Annotated in this window: 16 protein-coding genes; 8 read left to right on the forward strand and 8 right to left on the reverse strand. The window is 67.8% G+C overall.

The features are described 5' to 3' along the window. Positions 1 to 45: 45 nt before the first annotated feature. From G6N67_RS05375 to G6N67_RS05385, 3 genes are read right to left on the reverse strand one after another with little or no spacing between them, the layout of a single operon-like run. Positions 46 to 591 carry a chromate transporter gene (locus tag G6N67_RS05375; protein ID WP_036435792.1) on the reverse strand — a complete coding sequence of 182 codons (546 nt, stop codon included), beginning with the start codon at positions 589 to 591 and terminating at the stop codon, positions 46 to 48. After that, the gene (locus G6N67_RS05380; protein ID WP_036433698.1) at positions 588 to 1,145 is read right to left on the reverse strand and encodes a chromate transporter; all 558 of its coding nucleotides are present in this window, start codon (positions 1,143 to 1,145) and stop codon (positions 588 to 590) included. Before G6N67_RS05380 ends, G6N67_RS05375 begins: the two co-directional genes overlap by 4 nt. After that, positions 1,138 to 2,127 carry a phospholipase D-like domain-containing protein gene (locus G6N67_RS05385; protein WP_036433697.1) on the reverse strand — a complete coding sequence of 330 codons (990 nt, stop codon included), beginning with the start codon at positions 2,125 to 2,127 and terminating at the stop codon, positions 1,138 to 1,140. Before G6N67_RS05385 ends, G6N67_RS05380 begins: the two co-directional genes overlap by 8 nt. A gap of 79 nt (positions 2,128 to 2,206) precedes the next feature. Between G6N67_RS05385 and prrA the strand changes: the two genes are divergently transcribed. Both prrA and G6N67_RS05395 read left to right on the forward strand, forming a co-directional pair. After that, the gene (prrA, locus tag G6N67_RS05390; protein ID WP_036433696.1) at positions 2,207 to 2,920 is read left to right on the forward strand and encodes a two-component system response regulator PrrA; all 714 of its coding nucleotides are present in this window, start codon (positions 2,207 to 2,209) and stop codon (positions 2,918 to 2,920) included. Between the two features lie 4 nt (positions 2,921 to 2,924). Next, positions 2,925 to 4,265: a sensor histidine kinase gene (locus G6N67_RS05395; protein ID WP_036433695.1), complete on the forward strand. Its 1,341-nt coding sequence runs from the start codon at positions 2,925 to 2,927 to the stop codon at positions 4,263 to 4,265. A 96-nt stretch (positions 4,266 to 4,361) separates the two neighbouring features. On the opposite strand, the gene arfC is transcribed toward G6N67_RS05395, so the two are convergent. From arfC to G6N67_RS05410, 4 genes are all read right to left on the reverse strand, one after another. Beyond that, the gene (gene arfC, locus G6N67_RS05400) at positions 4,362 to 4,874 is read right to left on the reverse strand and encodes a channel accessory protein ArfC, sunset domain variant (protein WP_036433694.1); all 513 of its coding nucleotides are present in this window, start codon (positions 4,872 to 4,874) and stop codon (positions 4,362 to 4,364) included. Continuing rightward, positions 4,871 to 5,026, reverse strand: coding sequence for a channel accessory protein ArfB (arfB, locus tag G6N67_RS38765; RefSeq protein WP_036433693.1), 156 nt, complete (start codon positions 5,024 to 5,026; stop codon positions 4,871 to 4,873). The genes arfC and arfB overlap by 4 nt, the downstream gene beginning before the upstream one ends. 11 nt (positions 5,027 to 5,037) lie before the next feature. Then, complete coding sequence (gene arfA, locus G6N67_RS05405; RefSeq protein ID WP_036433692.1) at positions 5,038 to 6,057, reverse strand: channel-forming protein ArfA/OmpATb; 1,020 nt, start codon at positions 6,055 to 6,057, stop codon at positions 5,038 to 5,040. 99 nt (positions 6,058 to 6,156) lie between these two features. Further along, positions 6,157 to 6,519, reverse strand: coding sequence for an FKBP-type peptidyl-prolyl cis-trans isomerase (locus G6N67_RS05410; RefSeq protein ID WP_036433691.1), 363 nt, complete (start codon positions 6,517 to 6,519; stop codon positions 6,157 to 6,159). Positions 6,520 to 6,550: 31 nt separating this feature from the next. Here G6N67_RS05410 and G6N67_RS05415 point away from each other — a divergent pair, with 31 nt between their 5' ends. The 3 genes from G6N67_RS05415 (at position 6,551) to G6N67_RS05425 (ending at position 10,010) form a co-directional block, all read left to right on the forward strand. Further along, positions 6,551 to 6,799 (forward strand): DUF2630 family protein, encoded by a 249-nt coding sequence (locus tag G6N67_RS05415; protein ID WP_036433690.1) that lies wholly within the window; start codon positions 6,551 to 6,553, stop codon positions 6,797 to 6,799. A gap of 6 nt (positions 6,800 to 6,805) precedes the next feature. Next, positions 6,806 to 8,362, forward strand: a complete 1,557-nt coding sequence (locus G6N67_RS05420) for a phytoene desaturase family protein (RefSeq protein WP_036433689.1) — start codon at positions 6,806 to 6,808, stop codon at positions 8,360 to 8,362. A 169-nt stretch (positions 8,363 to 8,531) separates the two neighbouring features. Next, the gene (locus G6N67_RS05425) at positions 8,532 to 10,010 is read left to right on the forward strand and encodes an APC family permease (RefSeq protein ID WP_163642114.1); all 1,479 of its coding nucleotides are present in this window, start codon (positions 8,532 to 8,534) and stop codon (positions 10,008 to 10,010) included. A 22-nt stretch (positions 10,011 to 10,032) separates the two neighbouring features. On the opposite strand, the gene G6N67_RS05430 is transcribed toward G6N67_RS05425, so the two are convergent. Continuing rightward, entirely contained in the window at positions 10,033 to 10,716 is a 684-nt protein-coding gene (locus tag G6N67_RS05430) for a FadR/GntR family transcriptional regulator (RefSeq protein WP_163642116.1), read from the reverse strand. A 94-nt stretch (positions 10,717 to 10,810) separates the two neighbouring features. Between G6N67_RS05430 and G6N67_RS05435 the strand changes: the two genes are divergently transcribed. Genes G6N67_RS05435 through G6N67_RS05445 form a run of 3 tightly spaced genes read left to right on the forward strand, consistent with a single transcriptional unit; the run spans position 10,811 to position 13,696 of the window. Continuing rightward, positions 10,811 to 11,590, forward strand: a complete 780-nt coding sequence (locus tag G6N67_RS05435) for a gamma-glutamyl-gamma-aminobutyrate hydrolase family protein (RefSeq protein WP_051578802.1) — start codon at positions 10,811 to 10,813, stop codon at positions 11,588 to 11,590. Then, positions 11,574 to 12,344, forward strand: a complete 771-nt coding sequence (locus tag G6N67_RS05440; RefSeq protein WP_036433688.1) for an SDR family NAD(P)-dependent oxidoreductase — start codon at positions 11,574 to 11,576, stop codon at positions 12,342 to 12,344. Before G6N67_RS05435 ends, G6N67_RS05440 begins: the two co-directional genes overlap by 17 nt. Further along, positions 12,329 to 13,696: a glutamine synthetase family protein gene (locus G6N67_RS05445; protein WP_063835125.1), complete on the forward strand. Its 1,368-nt coding sequence runs from the start codon at positions 12,329 to 12,331 to the stop codon at positions 13,694 to 13,696. Before G6N67_RS05440 ends, G6N67_RS05445 begins: the two co-directional genes overlap by 16 nt. Positions 13,697 to 13,742 lie beyond the last annotated feature (46 nt).

A 13,742-nucleotide genomic window follows, 5' to 3' on the forward strand; every position in this document is an offset into this window, starting at 1 on the left:
TAAAACCTCAACAATTGATGAGGTCAACGACTTCCCCGGCGTAGCTCAAATGAAACCGAAGTAGCCGATCACCCCCGCCGCGGCGACCACGATCAGGGGGTTGACCTTGGAGAACACGAAGATGGCTGTGCACACCGCGGTCAGCAGGTAGGCCCGCCAGTCGTGGTCCGCGGCGCGGCTCATCACCACTGAGGTGGCCAGGATCAGCCCGACCGTCAACGGCGCGAAGCCCTTCTCGACCGCACGGCGCAGCCGCGACTTCTCGGCCTTCTGCCAGAACAGCGTCACGATGTAGACGAACGTCGCGGCGGGCACCACCATCGCGACCGTGGCCACCACGCCGCCGAGAATCGCCGCAGGCACGCCGCCGACATGCAGGCCTGCCCCGTAGCCGACCATCGACACGATCAGGATGCTCGGGCCCGGCGCGGTCTGCGAGATCGAGAACAGGTCGGCGAACTGGCTGCTGGTCAGCCAGTGCCTGTCGTTGACCGCGCGCAGGTGCATCTCCGGCAGCACCACGTTGCCGCCACCGATCGACAGCAGCGACAGCATCCCGAAAAGCCCGATGAGCTGCAGGTAGGTGGTCACGCGGGACTCTTGCGCGGCCACGCCCAGATCAGGCTCAGCGGGGCCAGGATCGCCAACGTCCCCAGCAGCGGCCAGCGCAGCAGCCCGTTGAGCACGAACGCCCCGGCGAACAGCAACACCGGCACCAGGCCCGTCAGGCACTGCCGCCCGGTCTTGATCACCATCGCCACGGTCAGCGCGACCGCGGCGGCCGACGCACCGTGCAGCACACCTTTGACGGCAGGGACTTCCTTGAAGCGGAAGTAGAAGAACGACATCACCAGCACGATCACCAGGGGCATCAGGCACAGCCCGAACACCGCCGCGACCGCGCCGGGCAGGCCCCGCATCTTGGTGCCCGCGAACACCGCCATGTTGACCTGGTTGGCGCCGGGCAGGATCCGGCACATCGTCATGGCCGAGAGGAATTCGGCCTCACCGAGCCAGCCCTTCTCGACCACGAGCACCTCGCGCGACCACGCCGACAGCCCGCCGCCGAACGACGCGAGCGCGATGTGGTTGAACGTCCAGGCCAGCTCGAGCAGCGAGACGCGCTCGACCTGTTGCTCACTCATGGACCAGGTCGGGGTCGTGCGGGAAGTCGTCCTCGTGGTGGGTCTCGGGGTGCAGCGGGTCGGGCGGCTCGTAGTGGTGCGACAGCTCCCAGTCGGCGTCGAACACCCGCCGCAACTGCTCGACCGCGGCCGCGTCGTCGAGCGTGATCCCGAGCTCACGGCGCAGATCGAACGCGCTGCGGTCGATGTTCATCGACCCGACCAGGGCGTTGGCGTCGTCGGCGATGAGCAGTTTGGCGTGCACCCGCAGGTTCTTCTGCTTGCGCACCTTCACTCCGAAGCGGCGCAACGTCCGCAGCGACGCGAACGTGTCGAGGATGTCCCATTCGCTGATGCCGTGCCTGCCGCCGCACAGCACATGGACGTTGACGCCGCGCCCCGCGGCCGCGGCGATGTGGTCGAGGATCACCGCGTCCACGTACTTCGGGTGCTGGATCCGCAGCCGGTGCTGCGCGGTGTCGATGAACTTGGCCATGTGGTAGCGCGAGTTCGAATTGCTCCACAGCAGGCCGCGATACACCGACGGCTCCCATTCGGCGTGATCCCAATCGGCGTTGAACGCATCGACGATCTGGGCGACCTGAGCGGGCTCCGTGGTGACCACGCCGTAGTCGCGCGTGAGGGTGAAGTACTTCTCGCACAGGTTGAACGTGGCCACGAGCGCGGCCCGCTCGTCGACCACGATCGACTTCTCGTGCGTGACATAGAACGACGGGTTGGTCCACGCGACGTCCACCCCGGCGCGCTGCAGCTGCTCGAAGGTCTCGTCGTTGGCCCGGTCCCCGCCGGACCGTTTCGGGTTCAACATCACGCGCACCGCGACACCCGACGTGTGCCGGTCGATCACGGCCTGCACCAGCGACGGCTCGGTAAACGTGAATTGTTTGATCAACAACGACTTTTGGGCCGACCCGAGAAATTCGCGGACCGGGGCGGCGCCGTCGTCGGGCTGGACGATCACCCGCGGCGAATTGGGCAGCATAAGCGCCGGATGCTAGCACCGAATCATGTCCGGGACGTGCCTGCGGCAATAGCAGTTGTTCATCGGGCAAGATGGCCCCATGGCTAGTGGTACAGACAGCGGCTCAGCCTCCCCGAGAGTGCTCGTGGTGGACGACGACCCTGACGTGCTCGCCTCGCTGGAACGCGGGTTGCGACTGTCCGGATTCGACGTGTCGACGGCTGTCGACGGTGCCGAAGCGCTGCGCAGCGCCACCGAGACGCGGCCGGACGCGATCGTGCTCGACATCAACATGCCAGTGCTCGACGGCGTGAGCGTCGTGACGGCGCTGCGCGCCATGGACAACGACGTGCCCGTGTGTGTGCTGTCGGCCCGCAGCAGCGTCGACGACCGGGTCGCCGGCCTGGAGGCCGGCGCCGACGACTATCTGGTCAAACCGTTCGTGCTGGCCGAGCTGGTCGCGCGGGTCAAGGCCCTGCTGCGGCGGCGCGGCTCGTCGGCCACGTTCTCGTCGGAGACCATCCAGGTCGGTCCGCTCGAAGTGGACATCCCCGGCCGGCGGGCGCGCGTCAACGGCGTCGACGTAGACCTGACCAAACGCGAATTCGACCTGCTGGCCGTGCTGGCCGAGCACAAGACCGCGGTGTTGTCCCGGGCCCAGTTGCTCGAGCTGGTGTGGGGCTACGACTTCGCCGCCGACACCAACGTGGTCGACGTGTTTATCGGCTACCTGCGCCGCAAGCTCGAGGCCGGTGGCGCACCGCGGCTGCTGCACACCGTGCGTGGCGTGGGCTTCGTTCTCCGGACCCAATAGCGATATGAGCCTGCTGACCCGGATCTTCCGCCGCACGCCGTCGCTGCGGACCCGGGTCGCGTTCGCGACGGCCATCGGCGCGGCGATCGTCGTCATCATCGTCGGCACCATCGTGTGGATCGGCATCACCAACGACCGCAAGGAGCGGCTGGACCGCAGGCTCGACGAGGCGGCGGGCTTCGCCATCCCGTTCCTGCCCCGGGGCCTGCACGAGATCCCGCGCTCCCCCAGCGAGCAGGACGCCGTGATCACGGTGCGCCAAGCCGGGGACGTGACCTCGAACTCGAACGTGGTGCTGCCGGAATTGCCCGCCGGATACGCCGACACCTACATCGACGGCGTGCGCTACCGCGTACGCACGGTGGAGATCCCGGCGCCGGGGCCCATGTGGGTCGCGGTCGGCGCGACGTACGACGCGACCATTGCCGACACCAACAACCTGCACCGTCGGGTGATCGTGATCTGCGTCTTTGCCATCGGTGCGGCGACCGTGCTCGGTTGGGTGCTGGCGGCGTTCGCGGTGCGCCCGCTGAAGCGGCTGGCCGAGCAAACCCGGCAGATCGACGCGGCCGACGAGGCACCCGACGTCGAGGTGCGCGGCGCGACCGAGGCCGTCGAGATCGCCGACGCCGTCAACGGCATGCTCAAGCGCATCTGGTCCGAGCAGGACCGCACCAAGGCGGCATTGGCCTCGGCCCGCGACTTCTCCGCGGTGTCCGCGCATGAGCTGCGCACGCCGCTCACCGCGATGCGCACCAACCTCGAGGTGCTGGCAACGCTCGACCTGCCCGACGACCAGCGCAAGGAAGTGGTCAACGACGTCATCCGCACGCAGTCACGCATCGAGGCGACCCTGGGCGCGCTGGAGCGGCTCGCACAGGGCGAATTGTCCACCACCGACGACCATGTCACCGTCGACATCACCGAGCTGCTCGACCGCGCGGCCCACGACGCCATGCGGGTCTATCCCGACCTCGAGGTCACGCTCGCGCCCGCACCGACCGTGATCATCATCGGGCTGCCGACCGGGCTGCGGCTCGCGGTGGACAACGCGATCGCCAACGCCGTCAAGCACGGCGGTGCCACGCGCGTGCAGTTGTCAGCCGTGAGTTCGCGGGCAGGCGTGGAGATCGCGGTCGACGACAACGGCTGCGGCGTTCCCGAGGAAGAGCGCTCCGAAGTGTTCGCCCGGTTCTCGCGGGGGTCGACGGCCTCGCGCTCCGGGTCCGGGCTCGGCCTGGCGCTCGTGGCTCAGCAGGCCGAACTACACGGCGGCACAGCAGCTTTGGAGGCCAGCCCACTGGGCGGGGCCCGGCTGCTGTTGCGATTGCCCGGGCCGCACTAGAGATGGCGAGCAGACGCGCAGGTACCCCGATCGGCTGATTTTCGGGTACGCACGCGTCTGCTCGCGGAAGTCCGTTGTGGAAGTTGGTTGCGGAAGTTACTTGCCGCGCTGGGACTTTCCGCTGTCCCATCGGTTGAAACCGGCCTTGACCGCGGATTCCTCGTCGACGAACCAGATCTCGGCGACGGTCTGCTGGTACGACGGGCTCTCGGTGGTGTGGTAGAGCATCGAATCCTCGTTGCCCTTGACCGAATAGCCGTCGGGAGCCGTTGCGGTGGCGGCGGTTCGGATCGAGCCGGCGCCGTAGGGCTGCTCCGCGGCCGCGGTGTCGTCCTTGCCCGCGGCGGCAGCCGCGCCCGCGACACCCGCTGCCGCGGCACCGGCCGCCATCGCCCCGGGAACCCCCACCTTGGGCAGTTTGGTCGTGGCATCGTCGGCCGCTGCGTGCTTGGGCGTAGCCGACGCCCCGGCGCCACCGGTGCCCGGCCCCCGGCCGAGCGCGCCGTACACCGGAACCTCGCGCTTGACGCGGCGGACGGTCAGCGCCAGCGTGAGCGCCACGCCGAGCACAAAGGCCAGGCCCATCAGCCACCAGTTCACGTTGCTCATCGCGACGCTCCGATCTCACGCGCGTCCGGGAGGTCGGCGAGCGCCTCCTCTTCGCTGGTGTGCTTGATCGTGAGCACCGACGCGCCCCATGCGACCGCAGAGCCCACCACGAAGGCCAGCAGATACCAGAACCACTGCATGATGAAGTCCATGTCGAATCTCCCTAGTTGACCGTGATCTCGACTCGGCGGTTCTGCGCCCTGCCTTCGGGGGTGTCGTTGGGGGCGATGGGGTTGGCCGAACCCTGCCCCGACGACGACACCTGGCCGCCGGGTACGCCCTGCGAAACCAGGAAATCGGCAACCGCTTTGGCCCGGTTGGCGCTGAGCGGCACGTTGATGTCGTCGTTTCCGGAACTGTCCGTGTAGCCGGTCACCGTGACCCGTCCACCCGTGCAGGTCTTGAGCTTGTCGGCCACCTGGGTCAGCAGTTGCTGTGAATCCGGTGCCACCTCGGACCCGTCGGTGGCGAAATTGATCGGGGTGCGCAGCAGCGCGTTGACGTCGTCCTGCAGCGATGAGCAGGGACCGGGGGCCGGCGCCACAGCGGGCGCCCCGGGTGCGGGCGCAACCTGAATGTTGTTGACTATCTTGAGGTTCGGCCACGCGGCGGCTGCCGCGGCCTGGACAGAGGCCTTGACCTCGTCCGACGGCGCGGTGCCCGTGAGCGTCAGGGTGTCACCGTCGAGCTTGAAACCGAAGTCGGGGATGCCGGCCACCGCGGCGCCGAGCACCGAACCGACCGCCCCCGGGTCCGGCGTGCTCGCACCCGGTGTGACGGTCAGGTTGTCGATCAGGTTCACGTCCGGACCGAACTGAGCCCGCAACGAATCCAGCAAAGCCGCCTTCGCGGCGTCGTCCGGAACGTCTCCACTGACCGTGACGTCGTTGCCGGCGCGGGTTATGGACAGCGGCGCGAACGACAGGTTCGGTGCGCTGGCCGTCGGCGCGTTGAGGTCAGGCGCGCCCGCGGCAGGCGCACTCAGCGTCGCCGACGGATCCACGCTCGGCAGGGTCAGTGCAACGTCCTTGTCAGACCGGTCGCCTGCGCTCCATCCGATGAGGCCCAGCAACAACGGGACGGCGATCAGGGCCAGCAACCACGCCACGCCGGGTGGCCGCCGATAAAATTTGGCTGCTGTTCGCCAGCCCGTAATCGTGCGAGTCTCGTCCGAACTCGACATTAGGTACTCCTGACGTCGACTGACAGTGCCCTCCCCCGGCCAAACAGTAAGACCGTACCAGCAAACTTCGGAAGTGTCGTCGGATCGTCGGGAAGGCCGCTACCGGGCGGCGAGCAGGTCGATGACGAAAATCAGGGTCTTACCCGACAACCGGTGACCGGAACCGGCAGGTCCGTAGGCCTGCGCCGGCGGGATGACCAGTTTGCGGCGACCGCCGACGCGCATCCCGGGAATACCGTCCTGCCAGCCCTGGATCAGGCCGCGGAGCGGAAACTCGATGGACTCACCGCGATTCCACGAGCTGTCGAACTCCTCACCGGTGTCGTACTCGACGCCGACATAGTGCACCTCGACAGTTCCACCGGGAACCGCCTCGGGACCGTCGCCCACCACCAGATCGGTGATCACCAGCTCGGTGGGGGCAGGGCCGTCGGGAAATTCGATCTCTGGTTTTGTACTCACCGGAGTAACCGTAGTCGGGCAGACTGGCGGGGTGACCAAAGATCAGGACATCCTCGCCGAAGTTCACCGACTGGTCGCCGAGGAGCAGGAACTCCGATCCAAGCTGCAGCGCAGGGAGATCGACGAGACCGAGGAACACGAACGCCTGCAGGCAGTGGAAGTCGCCCTCGATCAGTGCTGGGATCTGTTGCGGCAGCGCCGCGCGCTGCGCGAGACCGGCCAGGATCCCGGTGCGGCCCGGTTACGCCCGGGTGACGAGGTCGAGGGCTACCGCGGCTGACCTGACATGACCGACTCACAGCACGACGTCGTGATCGTCGGCGGCGGCCACAACGGTCTGGTCGCCGCCGCCTACCTGGCCCGCGCGGGGCGCAGCGTCCGGGTGCTCGAGCGCCTCGACCACGTCGGCGGCGCCGCGGTGTCCGCGCACGCCTTCGAAGGTGTGGATGCGCGACTGTCGCGCTATTCGTATCTGGTCAGCCTGCTGCCGCGACGCATCATCGACGATCTCGGTGCGCGGATCCGGCTGGCCCGGCGCCGCTACGCGTCCTACACACCGGATCCCGCCACCGGAGGCCGCACGGGCCTGCTGATCGGGACGGAGTCGACGTTCGACACCATCGGGGCAGCCGCCGACGAAGCCGGCTTCGCCGAGTTCTATCGCCGCTGCGGGCTGGTCACCGGGCCGATCTGGCCGACCCTGCTGCAACCGCTGCGGACCCGCTCCGAGATGCGTGATCACGTGTTGACGGGCCAGTCGGCCGAAGCGGCCGACGCGTGGAAGGAGTTGACCGAACGCCCGATCGGCGAGACGATCCGCGCCGCGGTGGGCAACGACCTGGTGCGCGGCGTGCTGGCCACCGATGCGCTGATCGGGACATTCGCCGCGACCGACGACCCGACTCTCATCCAGAACGTGTGCCTGCTGTACCACCTGGTGGGCGGCGGCACCGGGGACTGGGATGTGCCGGTCGGCGGCATGGGCGCGGTGAGCGGTGCGCTGGCCGCGGCGGCGGCCGGCTTCGGCGCCGAAATCGTCACCGGCGCAGATGTTTACGCGATCGACCCGGAGGGCGAGGTGCGTTACCGGCAGGGCGGTACGGCACACCGGGCCCGCGCGGGCCACATCCTGGCCAACGTGACGCCTGTCGTGCTGGCCGGCCTGCTGGGCGAACCGGCGCCCGAACTCACGCAAGGCGCGCAGGTCAAGGTCAACCTGATGCTGCGGCGGCTACCCCGCTTGCGCGACGAGTCGGTGACACCCGAGCAGGCCTTCGGTGGCACGTTCCACATCAACGAGACACTGACCCAGCTCGACGGCGCCTACCGGACCGCCGCGGGCGGACATGTGCCCGACCCGTTGCCGTGCGAGATCTACTGCCATTCCCTGACCGATCCGAGCATCCTGTCGGACGAGTTGCGCGCGTCCGGCGCCCAGACGCTGACCGTGTTCGGGCTGCACGCCCCGCACTCGCTCGCGGTCGGTGATCCCGACCGCATGCGTGACCGGCTCACCTCGGCAGTGCTGAACTCGCTGAATTCAGTTCTGGCAGAACCTGTTCAGGACGTGCTGATGGAAGACGCCTCGGGCCGGCTGTGCATCGAGGCCAAGACCACGGTGGATCTCGACCAGGCGCTCGGCATGACCGCAGGCAACATCTTCCACGGCGCGCTGAACTGGCCGTTCGTCGAGGACGACGCGCCGCTGCAGACCGCGGCGCAGCGCTGGGGTGTGGCCACTGCGCATGAGCGGATCCTGTTGTGCGGCTCCGGATCTCATCGCGGTGGTGCAGTGTCCGGCATAGGCGGGCACAACGCGGCGATGGCCGTGCTGCAAGGCTGACAGCCGGCCACGCTGCGCACGCACGGGCCGGCACCGGCACCGGAGGCGTCGCACCTGACGCCGGGCACTCGGTTGGCGATATCCAGATTTTTCGTGCCTAATCGGCGCTGCGCTCGTATTCTGCAATGGCCCTACCTTAGAACCATGCCTGCGCAGAATGGAGTCCACCGTGGCAGAACCACACAACCAGAGCCCGGGCGAGGCCGGCGGTCAGCTCAAAGCCGGTGCGATGGGTGTGCGCTCGATCGTGTTCATGGTCGTCGCGACCGCGGCTCCCCTGACCGCGATGGCCAGCGCATTTCCCCTGGCAGTCGGCCTCGGCAACGGCGTCGGCGCACCGGGCACCTACGTCGCCGTAGCGCTCGTGCTGGCGCTGTTCGCGGTCGGGTACGCCGCGATGAGTCGCCACGTCACCAATGCGGGCGCGTTCTTCGCCTACGTCACCGTCGGGCTGGGCCGTAGGCTCGGCATGGCGGCAGGACTGGTCGCGGTGCTCGCCTACAACGTTCTGGTGCTCTACGTCGTCGGATTGGTCGGATACTTCGCGAACAACATCTTCACGACCGAATTCGGCATCGGAATCCCGTGGCAGGTTTTCTCGTTCGGCATGCTCGCCGTCGCGCTGACCGTGGGCATCCTCGGTGTCGAGATCAACGCGCGCGTGCTCGGGGTGCTGCTCATCCTCGAAACAGGGCTGCTGCTGCTGCTCGACATCGCGACACTCGTGGTCAAAGGCCCGGGCGCCTACCCCCTCAGCTCGCTGAGCCCCACCGAGATATTCAGTGGCGCAGTCGGAATCGGCTTCATGTTCGTCTTCATATCCTTCATCGGTTTCGAAGCCACCGCCATCTTCGGCGAAGAGGCCGAGGATCCGCGCCGCACGGTGCCGCGCGCGACGAAGCTCGCAATCACGTTCATCGGCGTCGTCTACCTCCTCTCGTCCTGGTCACTGATCGCGGCCTCCGGCGGAACCGAGGCCCCCGCGGCCGCCGCTGCCGATCCGGGCAATTTCGTGTTCAACGCCGCCCATGGCGTCCTCGGCGCATGGTCCGTGCACGTCATGAGTTGGCTGCTGCTCACGAGCCTGATCGCCGTGCTGTTCGCACTGCACGGCATGGCCACGCGTTATCTCATGGCATTCGGCCGCGAGGGCGTCCTGCCGCGCCGGCTCGGCCGCACCCACCGACGGTTTCAAACCCCGCACGTCGCGGCGTGCGTGCAGGCCGCGGTCGTCGCGGTGGCGGTCGCCGGATACTCACTCGCAGGCGCCGACCCGTACCTCGACTTGGGCAATCAGACTGCAGGCCTGGGCGCGCTGGGCGTGATCGCCCTGATGGGTGTCACATCGGTGGCGGTGATCGGGTTCTTCCTCCGTCGGCCCGACCGGCACTGGTGGACCCACTGCGTGGCGCCCGCGCTCGCCGCGACCGGGCTGTTCTGCGGCTGCTATCTGATCGTGGCCAACTACCCGCTGCTGTCCGGCAGTGAATCGGTGATCGTCAACTCGATGCCGTGGCTTTTGGTGATCGTCGCGATCATCGGATTCGTGGTGGGCTCGGTCCGGCCGTTGCGCACGAACCTGGACATCTTCGGAACCGGGCCGGTCGCCGAATCGCCCGCACCCGACCCGGCCCGCGCCGATCGCTAGGGAGCACCCGCGGAGGGCCCGGTCATGCGTGGCCCTCCGTGTCCTTCCCGAAAATCAGCAGTTCCAACTCCTGGCGGGTCTGCTCAAGGTGCTCCTCCATCGCGCGGCGAGCCCGCTCCGGGTCGCCGTCGCGCACGGCCTCGTACACCGCCAGATGGCCGGCTCGGCTCGATTCGACGATCTCGGTGTACACCAGCTCGTCGAGGGGCGCGAACATCTCGCCGCGCGCGCCGGCGATCGCCGACTCCAGCCGCTGGTTGCGCGCCGCCTGGGCCAGCGCGCCATGAAAGCGCGCGTCGGAATTGCGAAATGAGACTCTTGAGTGAGAACTCGACATCTCGTCGATAGCCGCAGCCATGATCTCCAGCTCGGCATCGGTGCGCCTGCTCGCCGCAAGTCTGGCGGCCTGCCCTTCCAGACCGATGCGCAGGTCCAGGATCTCGGTGATCTCACCTACGCCGCTGCGCATCTCACTGAGCCAGTTACGGTACGGGCGGTCCAGTTGCGTCACGAAAGTGCCCCCGGTGGCCCCGCGACGGACCTCCACATAACCGCCGGCCTGCAGCAGGCGAAGCGCTTCGCGGATGCTCACGCGCCCTACCCCCATCTGCTTGGCGAGGTCGCGCTCGGCGGGCAACCGATCGCCCGGGCCGAGTTCGCCCGCGCGGATGCGCGCACGCAGCCGCCGCGCGATGTCCGCGGTCACTGTCGGCGCTCCGAGGTCAAGGTCCATAGGTATCAAGTTAGAACGTTAGGCGTCTGCATTGACGAAACCACGCAATGGTTCTAACCTCAGTCCAATGACCCAACGAGATGTGGATCACTGCTCCCGCGCCCCGGTGATCGGAATTACCGGTCGCCGTCAGCCGGCCGGCCCGCTCGCGCTTCCCGTCGTCCGGGACGCGCTGGTCGAGACATTCTTCGTGGACTACGCGGCGGCCGTGGCGCGCGCAGGCGGCCTGCCGGTGCTGCTGACCATGGAGTGCGATCCCGCCGACGTGGTTTCTCGCATCGACGGCCTGATCCTCTCCGGCGGTGCCGATGTCGATCCGCGCCGCTACGGGGCCGCACCGGGACCGCACGCGACACCCGCCGAACCGCTGCGCGACGAATTCGAACACGCGGTTCTCGACGCGGCCTGGCTGCGCGGAACTCCGGTCCTGGGGATCTGCCGCGGCACCCAGTTGATCAATGTCAACCGCGGCGGCACGCTCGTCGCTCATCTGCCTGCCGACTCGGGTGAGGCGCACAGCTACCTCGGATATCCGCGCAATCACCGATCGCATGCCGTGGAGTTCGTCGCCGGATCGGTGCCGCATGCCCTCTACGGCAGCCGAATTCGCGTCAACAGCCTGCATCACCAGGCCGTCGCGGCGATCGGCAGCGGACTGACGGTCACGGGGCACGCCCCCGACGGCGTCGTGGAATCCATCGAGGGCCTCGACGCGCCCGTCGTCGGGGTGCAATGGCACCCCGAAATGCTCGACGGGACAGATCCGCTGTTCGGCTGGTTGGTCGAAACAGCCCGGCAGTTCAGCACGTCCGACAGAAAGCAGGAGGAAGATGTCGTCATCGCATGAAAACCGCGTCGCGTTCGTGACCGGCGCAGGTTCGGGGATCGGCCGGGCCATCGCCGAGCGCCTCGCAGGCCACGGCGCCAAGGTCGCGTGCGTCGACGTGGACCACGTCCGCGCCAAGGAAACCGCCGACACCATCGCCGAATCCGGTGGCCACGCCTTGGCGCTGGCCGCCGACGTGCGCGACCGCGAAGCCGTCGCCACCGCACTCGAAGCCACCGCCACCGAATGGCAGCGCTTCGACTATCTGGTCAACAACGCCGGGCTCATCACCATGTCGTCGCTGGAGGATCTCACCGACGACGAGTGGGATCTGGTGCTCGATGTCAACCTCAAAGGCGTCTACATCACGACCCAGCTCGCGGTGCCATACTTCCGCAAGGCCAACCGCGGTGCCGTGGTGAACCTTTCGACGGTCGAGGCCGATGTCGTGGTGTCCTCGCAGGGATTCGCGCAGGTGCACTACAACGCGTCAAAGGGCGGGGTGAAAATGCTCACCAAAGCGCTCGCGGTCGAGTTGTCGCGTTACAACGTTCGCGTCAACGCCATCGCGCCGGGACCGGTGCCCACCAATTTCCTGCCCGGCGTAGATCTCAACAGCCCAGAGGTCTTGGAAGTCATGGACTCCCGGCTGTTGGTCAAACGCCTCGGCAAACCCGAGGACATGGCGGCCGCGGTCTCCTTCCTGCTTTCCGACGACGCGTCCTACATCAGCGGCGCGCAATTGCCCGTCGACGGCGGATGGCTGACCCGATGACCGGCCTGCTGGACATCGGCGATCTGGGCGGCAGCGGCATCGACACGGTGATCGTCGCCGGAGTCGACATGTACGGACGCCTGTTCGGAAAACGCATGCCGGTCCGGTCTTTTCAGCGCATCGTCGACGAGGGCCTGCACGTGTGCACGTGCGTGTACGCGTGGGACGTCGACCAGGACATGGACACTCTCAAGGTCGACTTCGCGGGTGCGCATACCGGTTGGCACGACTTCCGGCTCGTGCCCGACGTCGCGACGCTGCGGCGGGCCGCGTGGCTCGAGGGCACCGCGATCTGCCTGGCCGACTCGGTCGACGAGGATTCCGGCGAGCCCCTGCCGGTGGCGCCGCGGACGATCCTGCGTCGCCAGGTACAGGGCCTCCGCGACCAGCAACTCACCGCCTTCACCGCGACCGAACTCGAATTCCACCTCTACCGCGGCACCCCGGACGAGTTGCGGCGCACCGGCTACCGCAACCTCGACCCGACCACGCTGGCCCGGTCCGACTACGCGATCGGCGCAGGCAACGCGATGGAGCCGTTCTTCCGGGTGGTCCGCAATGCCCTTGAGGCCAGCGGGATCCCGGTCGAGGTGGCCCAGGCCGAATACGGCCTGGGCCAGTGGGAGATCAACCTGGAATACGCCGACGCCATCGAGACCGCGGACCGGCACGTGCTGTTCAAGAGCGCGGTCGCCGATTTGGCTCGGGCGCACGGGATGACGGCGACGTTCATGCCGCGGCCGTTGTCGGACGGCATGGGCTCGTCGTGTCACATCCACGCATCGGTACGCGGCGACGACGGCAGCACGCCGTTCTACGACACCGACGCCGACCGGACCGCGAGCGCGCTCCTGCGCCACGCCGTCGCAGGTGTTCTCGACCGCGCGACAGACCTCATGCTGTTCTATGCGCCCACGGTCAACTCGATGCGCCGCATCATCAGCAACGACTTCGCCGGCAACGGGCTGACGTGGGGCTTCGACAACCGCACCACCACATGCCGGTTGATCACCGGTGGGCCCAGTGCCAACCGGCTGGAGATGCGGTTGCCCGGCGCAGACGTGAACCCCTATCTGGCGTCTGCCGCCGTGCTCGGCAGCATGCGGGACGGCATGTCCCGCCAGATCGACCCGGGCCCGCCCTGCACCGGAGACGGCTATGCCGAATCACACGGCGAACTGCCCGTCACGCTCGGCGACGCTGCCGATCACCTGGACCAAAGCCTGTTTGCAGCCACAACTTTCGACAAAGAGGTGACCACTCACTACGCAGCGGTGGCCCGCCACGAATGGTTGCAGTTCCTGCGGGCGGTCAGCGACTGGGACCGCGACCGCTACTTCGAGACGATCTGAACCCACCTTCCCTGCGCCGTCCCGGGCCGACCGCCCGAGAAAGGTC

The organism is Mycolicibacterium mageritense, assembly GCF_010727475.1.
GTDB lineage: Bacteria > Actinomycetota > Actinomycetes > Mycobacteriales > Mycobacteriaceae > Mycobacterium > Mycobacterium mageritense.

Excerpts from the sequence above, each read along its gene's own strand:
- arfC (WP_036433694.1), bottom strand. The coding sequence starts at position 4,874 with ATGAGCAACGTGAACTGGTGGCTGATGGGCCTGGCCTTTGTGCTCGGC.
- G6N67_RS05435 (WP_051578802.1), top strand. The coding sequence starts at position 10,811 with ATGACCCAACGAGATGTGGATCACTGCTCCCGCGCCCCGGTGATCGGA.
- arfB (WP_036433693.1), bottom strand. The coding sequence starts at position 5,026 with ATGGACTTCATCATGCAGTGGTTCTGGTATCTGCTGGCCTTCGTGGTG.
- G6N67_RS05380 (WP_036433698.1), bottom strand. The coding sequence starts at position 1,145 with ATGAGTGAGCAACAGGTCGAGCGCGTCTCGCTGCTCGAGCTGGCCTGG.
- prrA (WP_036433696.1), top strand. The coding sequence starts at position 2,207 with ATGGCTAGTGGTACAGACAGCGGCTCAGCCTCCCCGAGAGTGCTCGTG.
- arfA (WP_036433692.1), bottom strand. The coding sequence starts at position 6,057 with ATGTCGAGTTCGGACGAGACTCGCACGATTACGGGCTGGCGAACAGCA.
- G6N67_RS05420 (WP_036433689.1), top strand. The coding sequence starts at position 6,806 with ATGACCGACTCACAGCACGACGTCGTGATCGTCGGCGGCGGCCACAAC.
- G6N67_RS05445 (WP_063835125.1), top strand. The coding sequence starts at position 12,329 with ATGGCTGACCCGATGACCGGCCTGCTGGACATCGGCGATCTGGGCGGC.
- G6N67_RS05395 (WP_036433695.1), top strand. The coding sequence starts at position 2,925 with ATGAGCCTGCTGACCCGGATCTTCCGCCGCACGCCGTCGCTGCGGACC.
- G6N67_RS05385 (WP_036433697.1), bottom strand. The coding sequence starts at position 2,127 with ATGCTGCCCAATTCGCCGCGGGTGATCGTCCAGCCCGACGACGGCGCC.
- G6N67_RS05440 (WP_036433688.1), top strand. The coding sequence starts at position 11,574 with ATGTCGTCATCGCATGAAAACCGCGTCGCGTTCGTGACCGGCGCAGGT.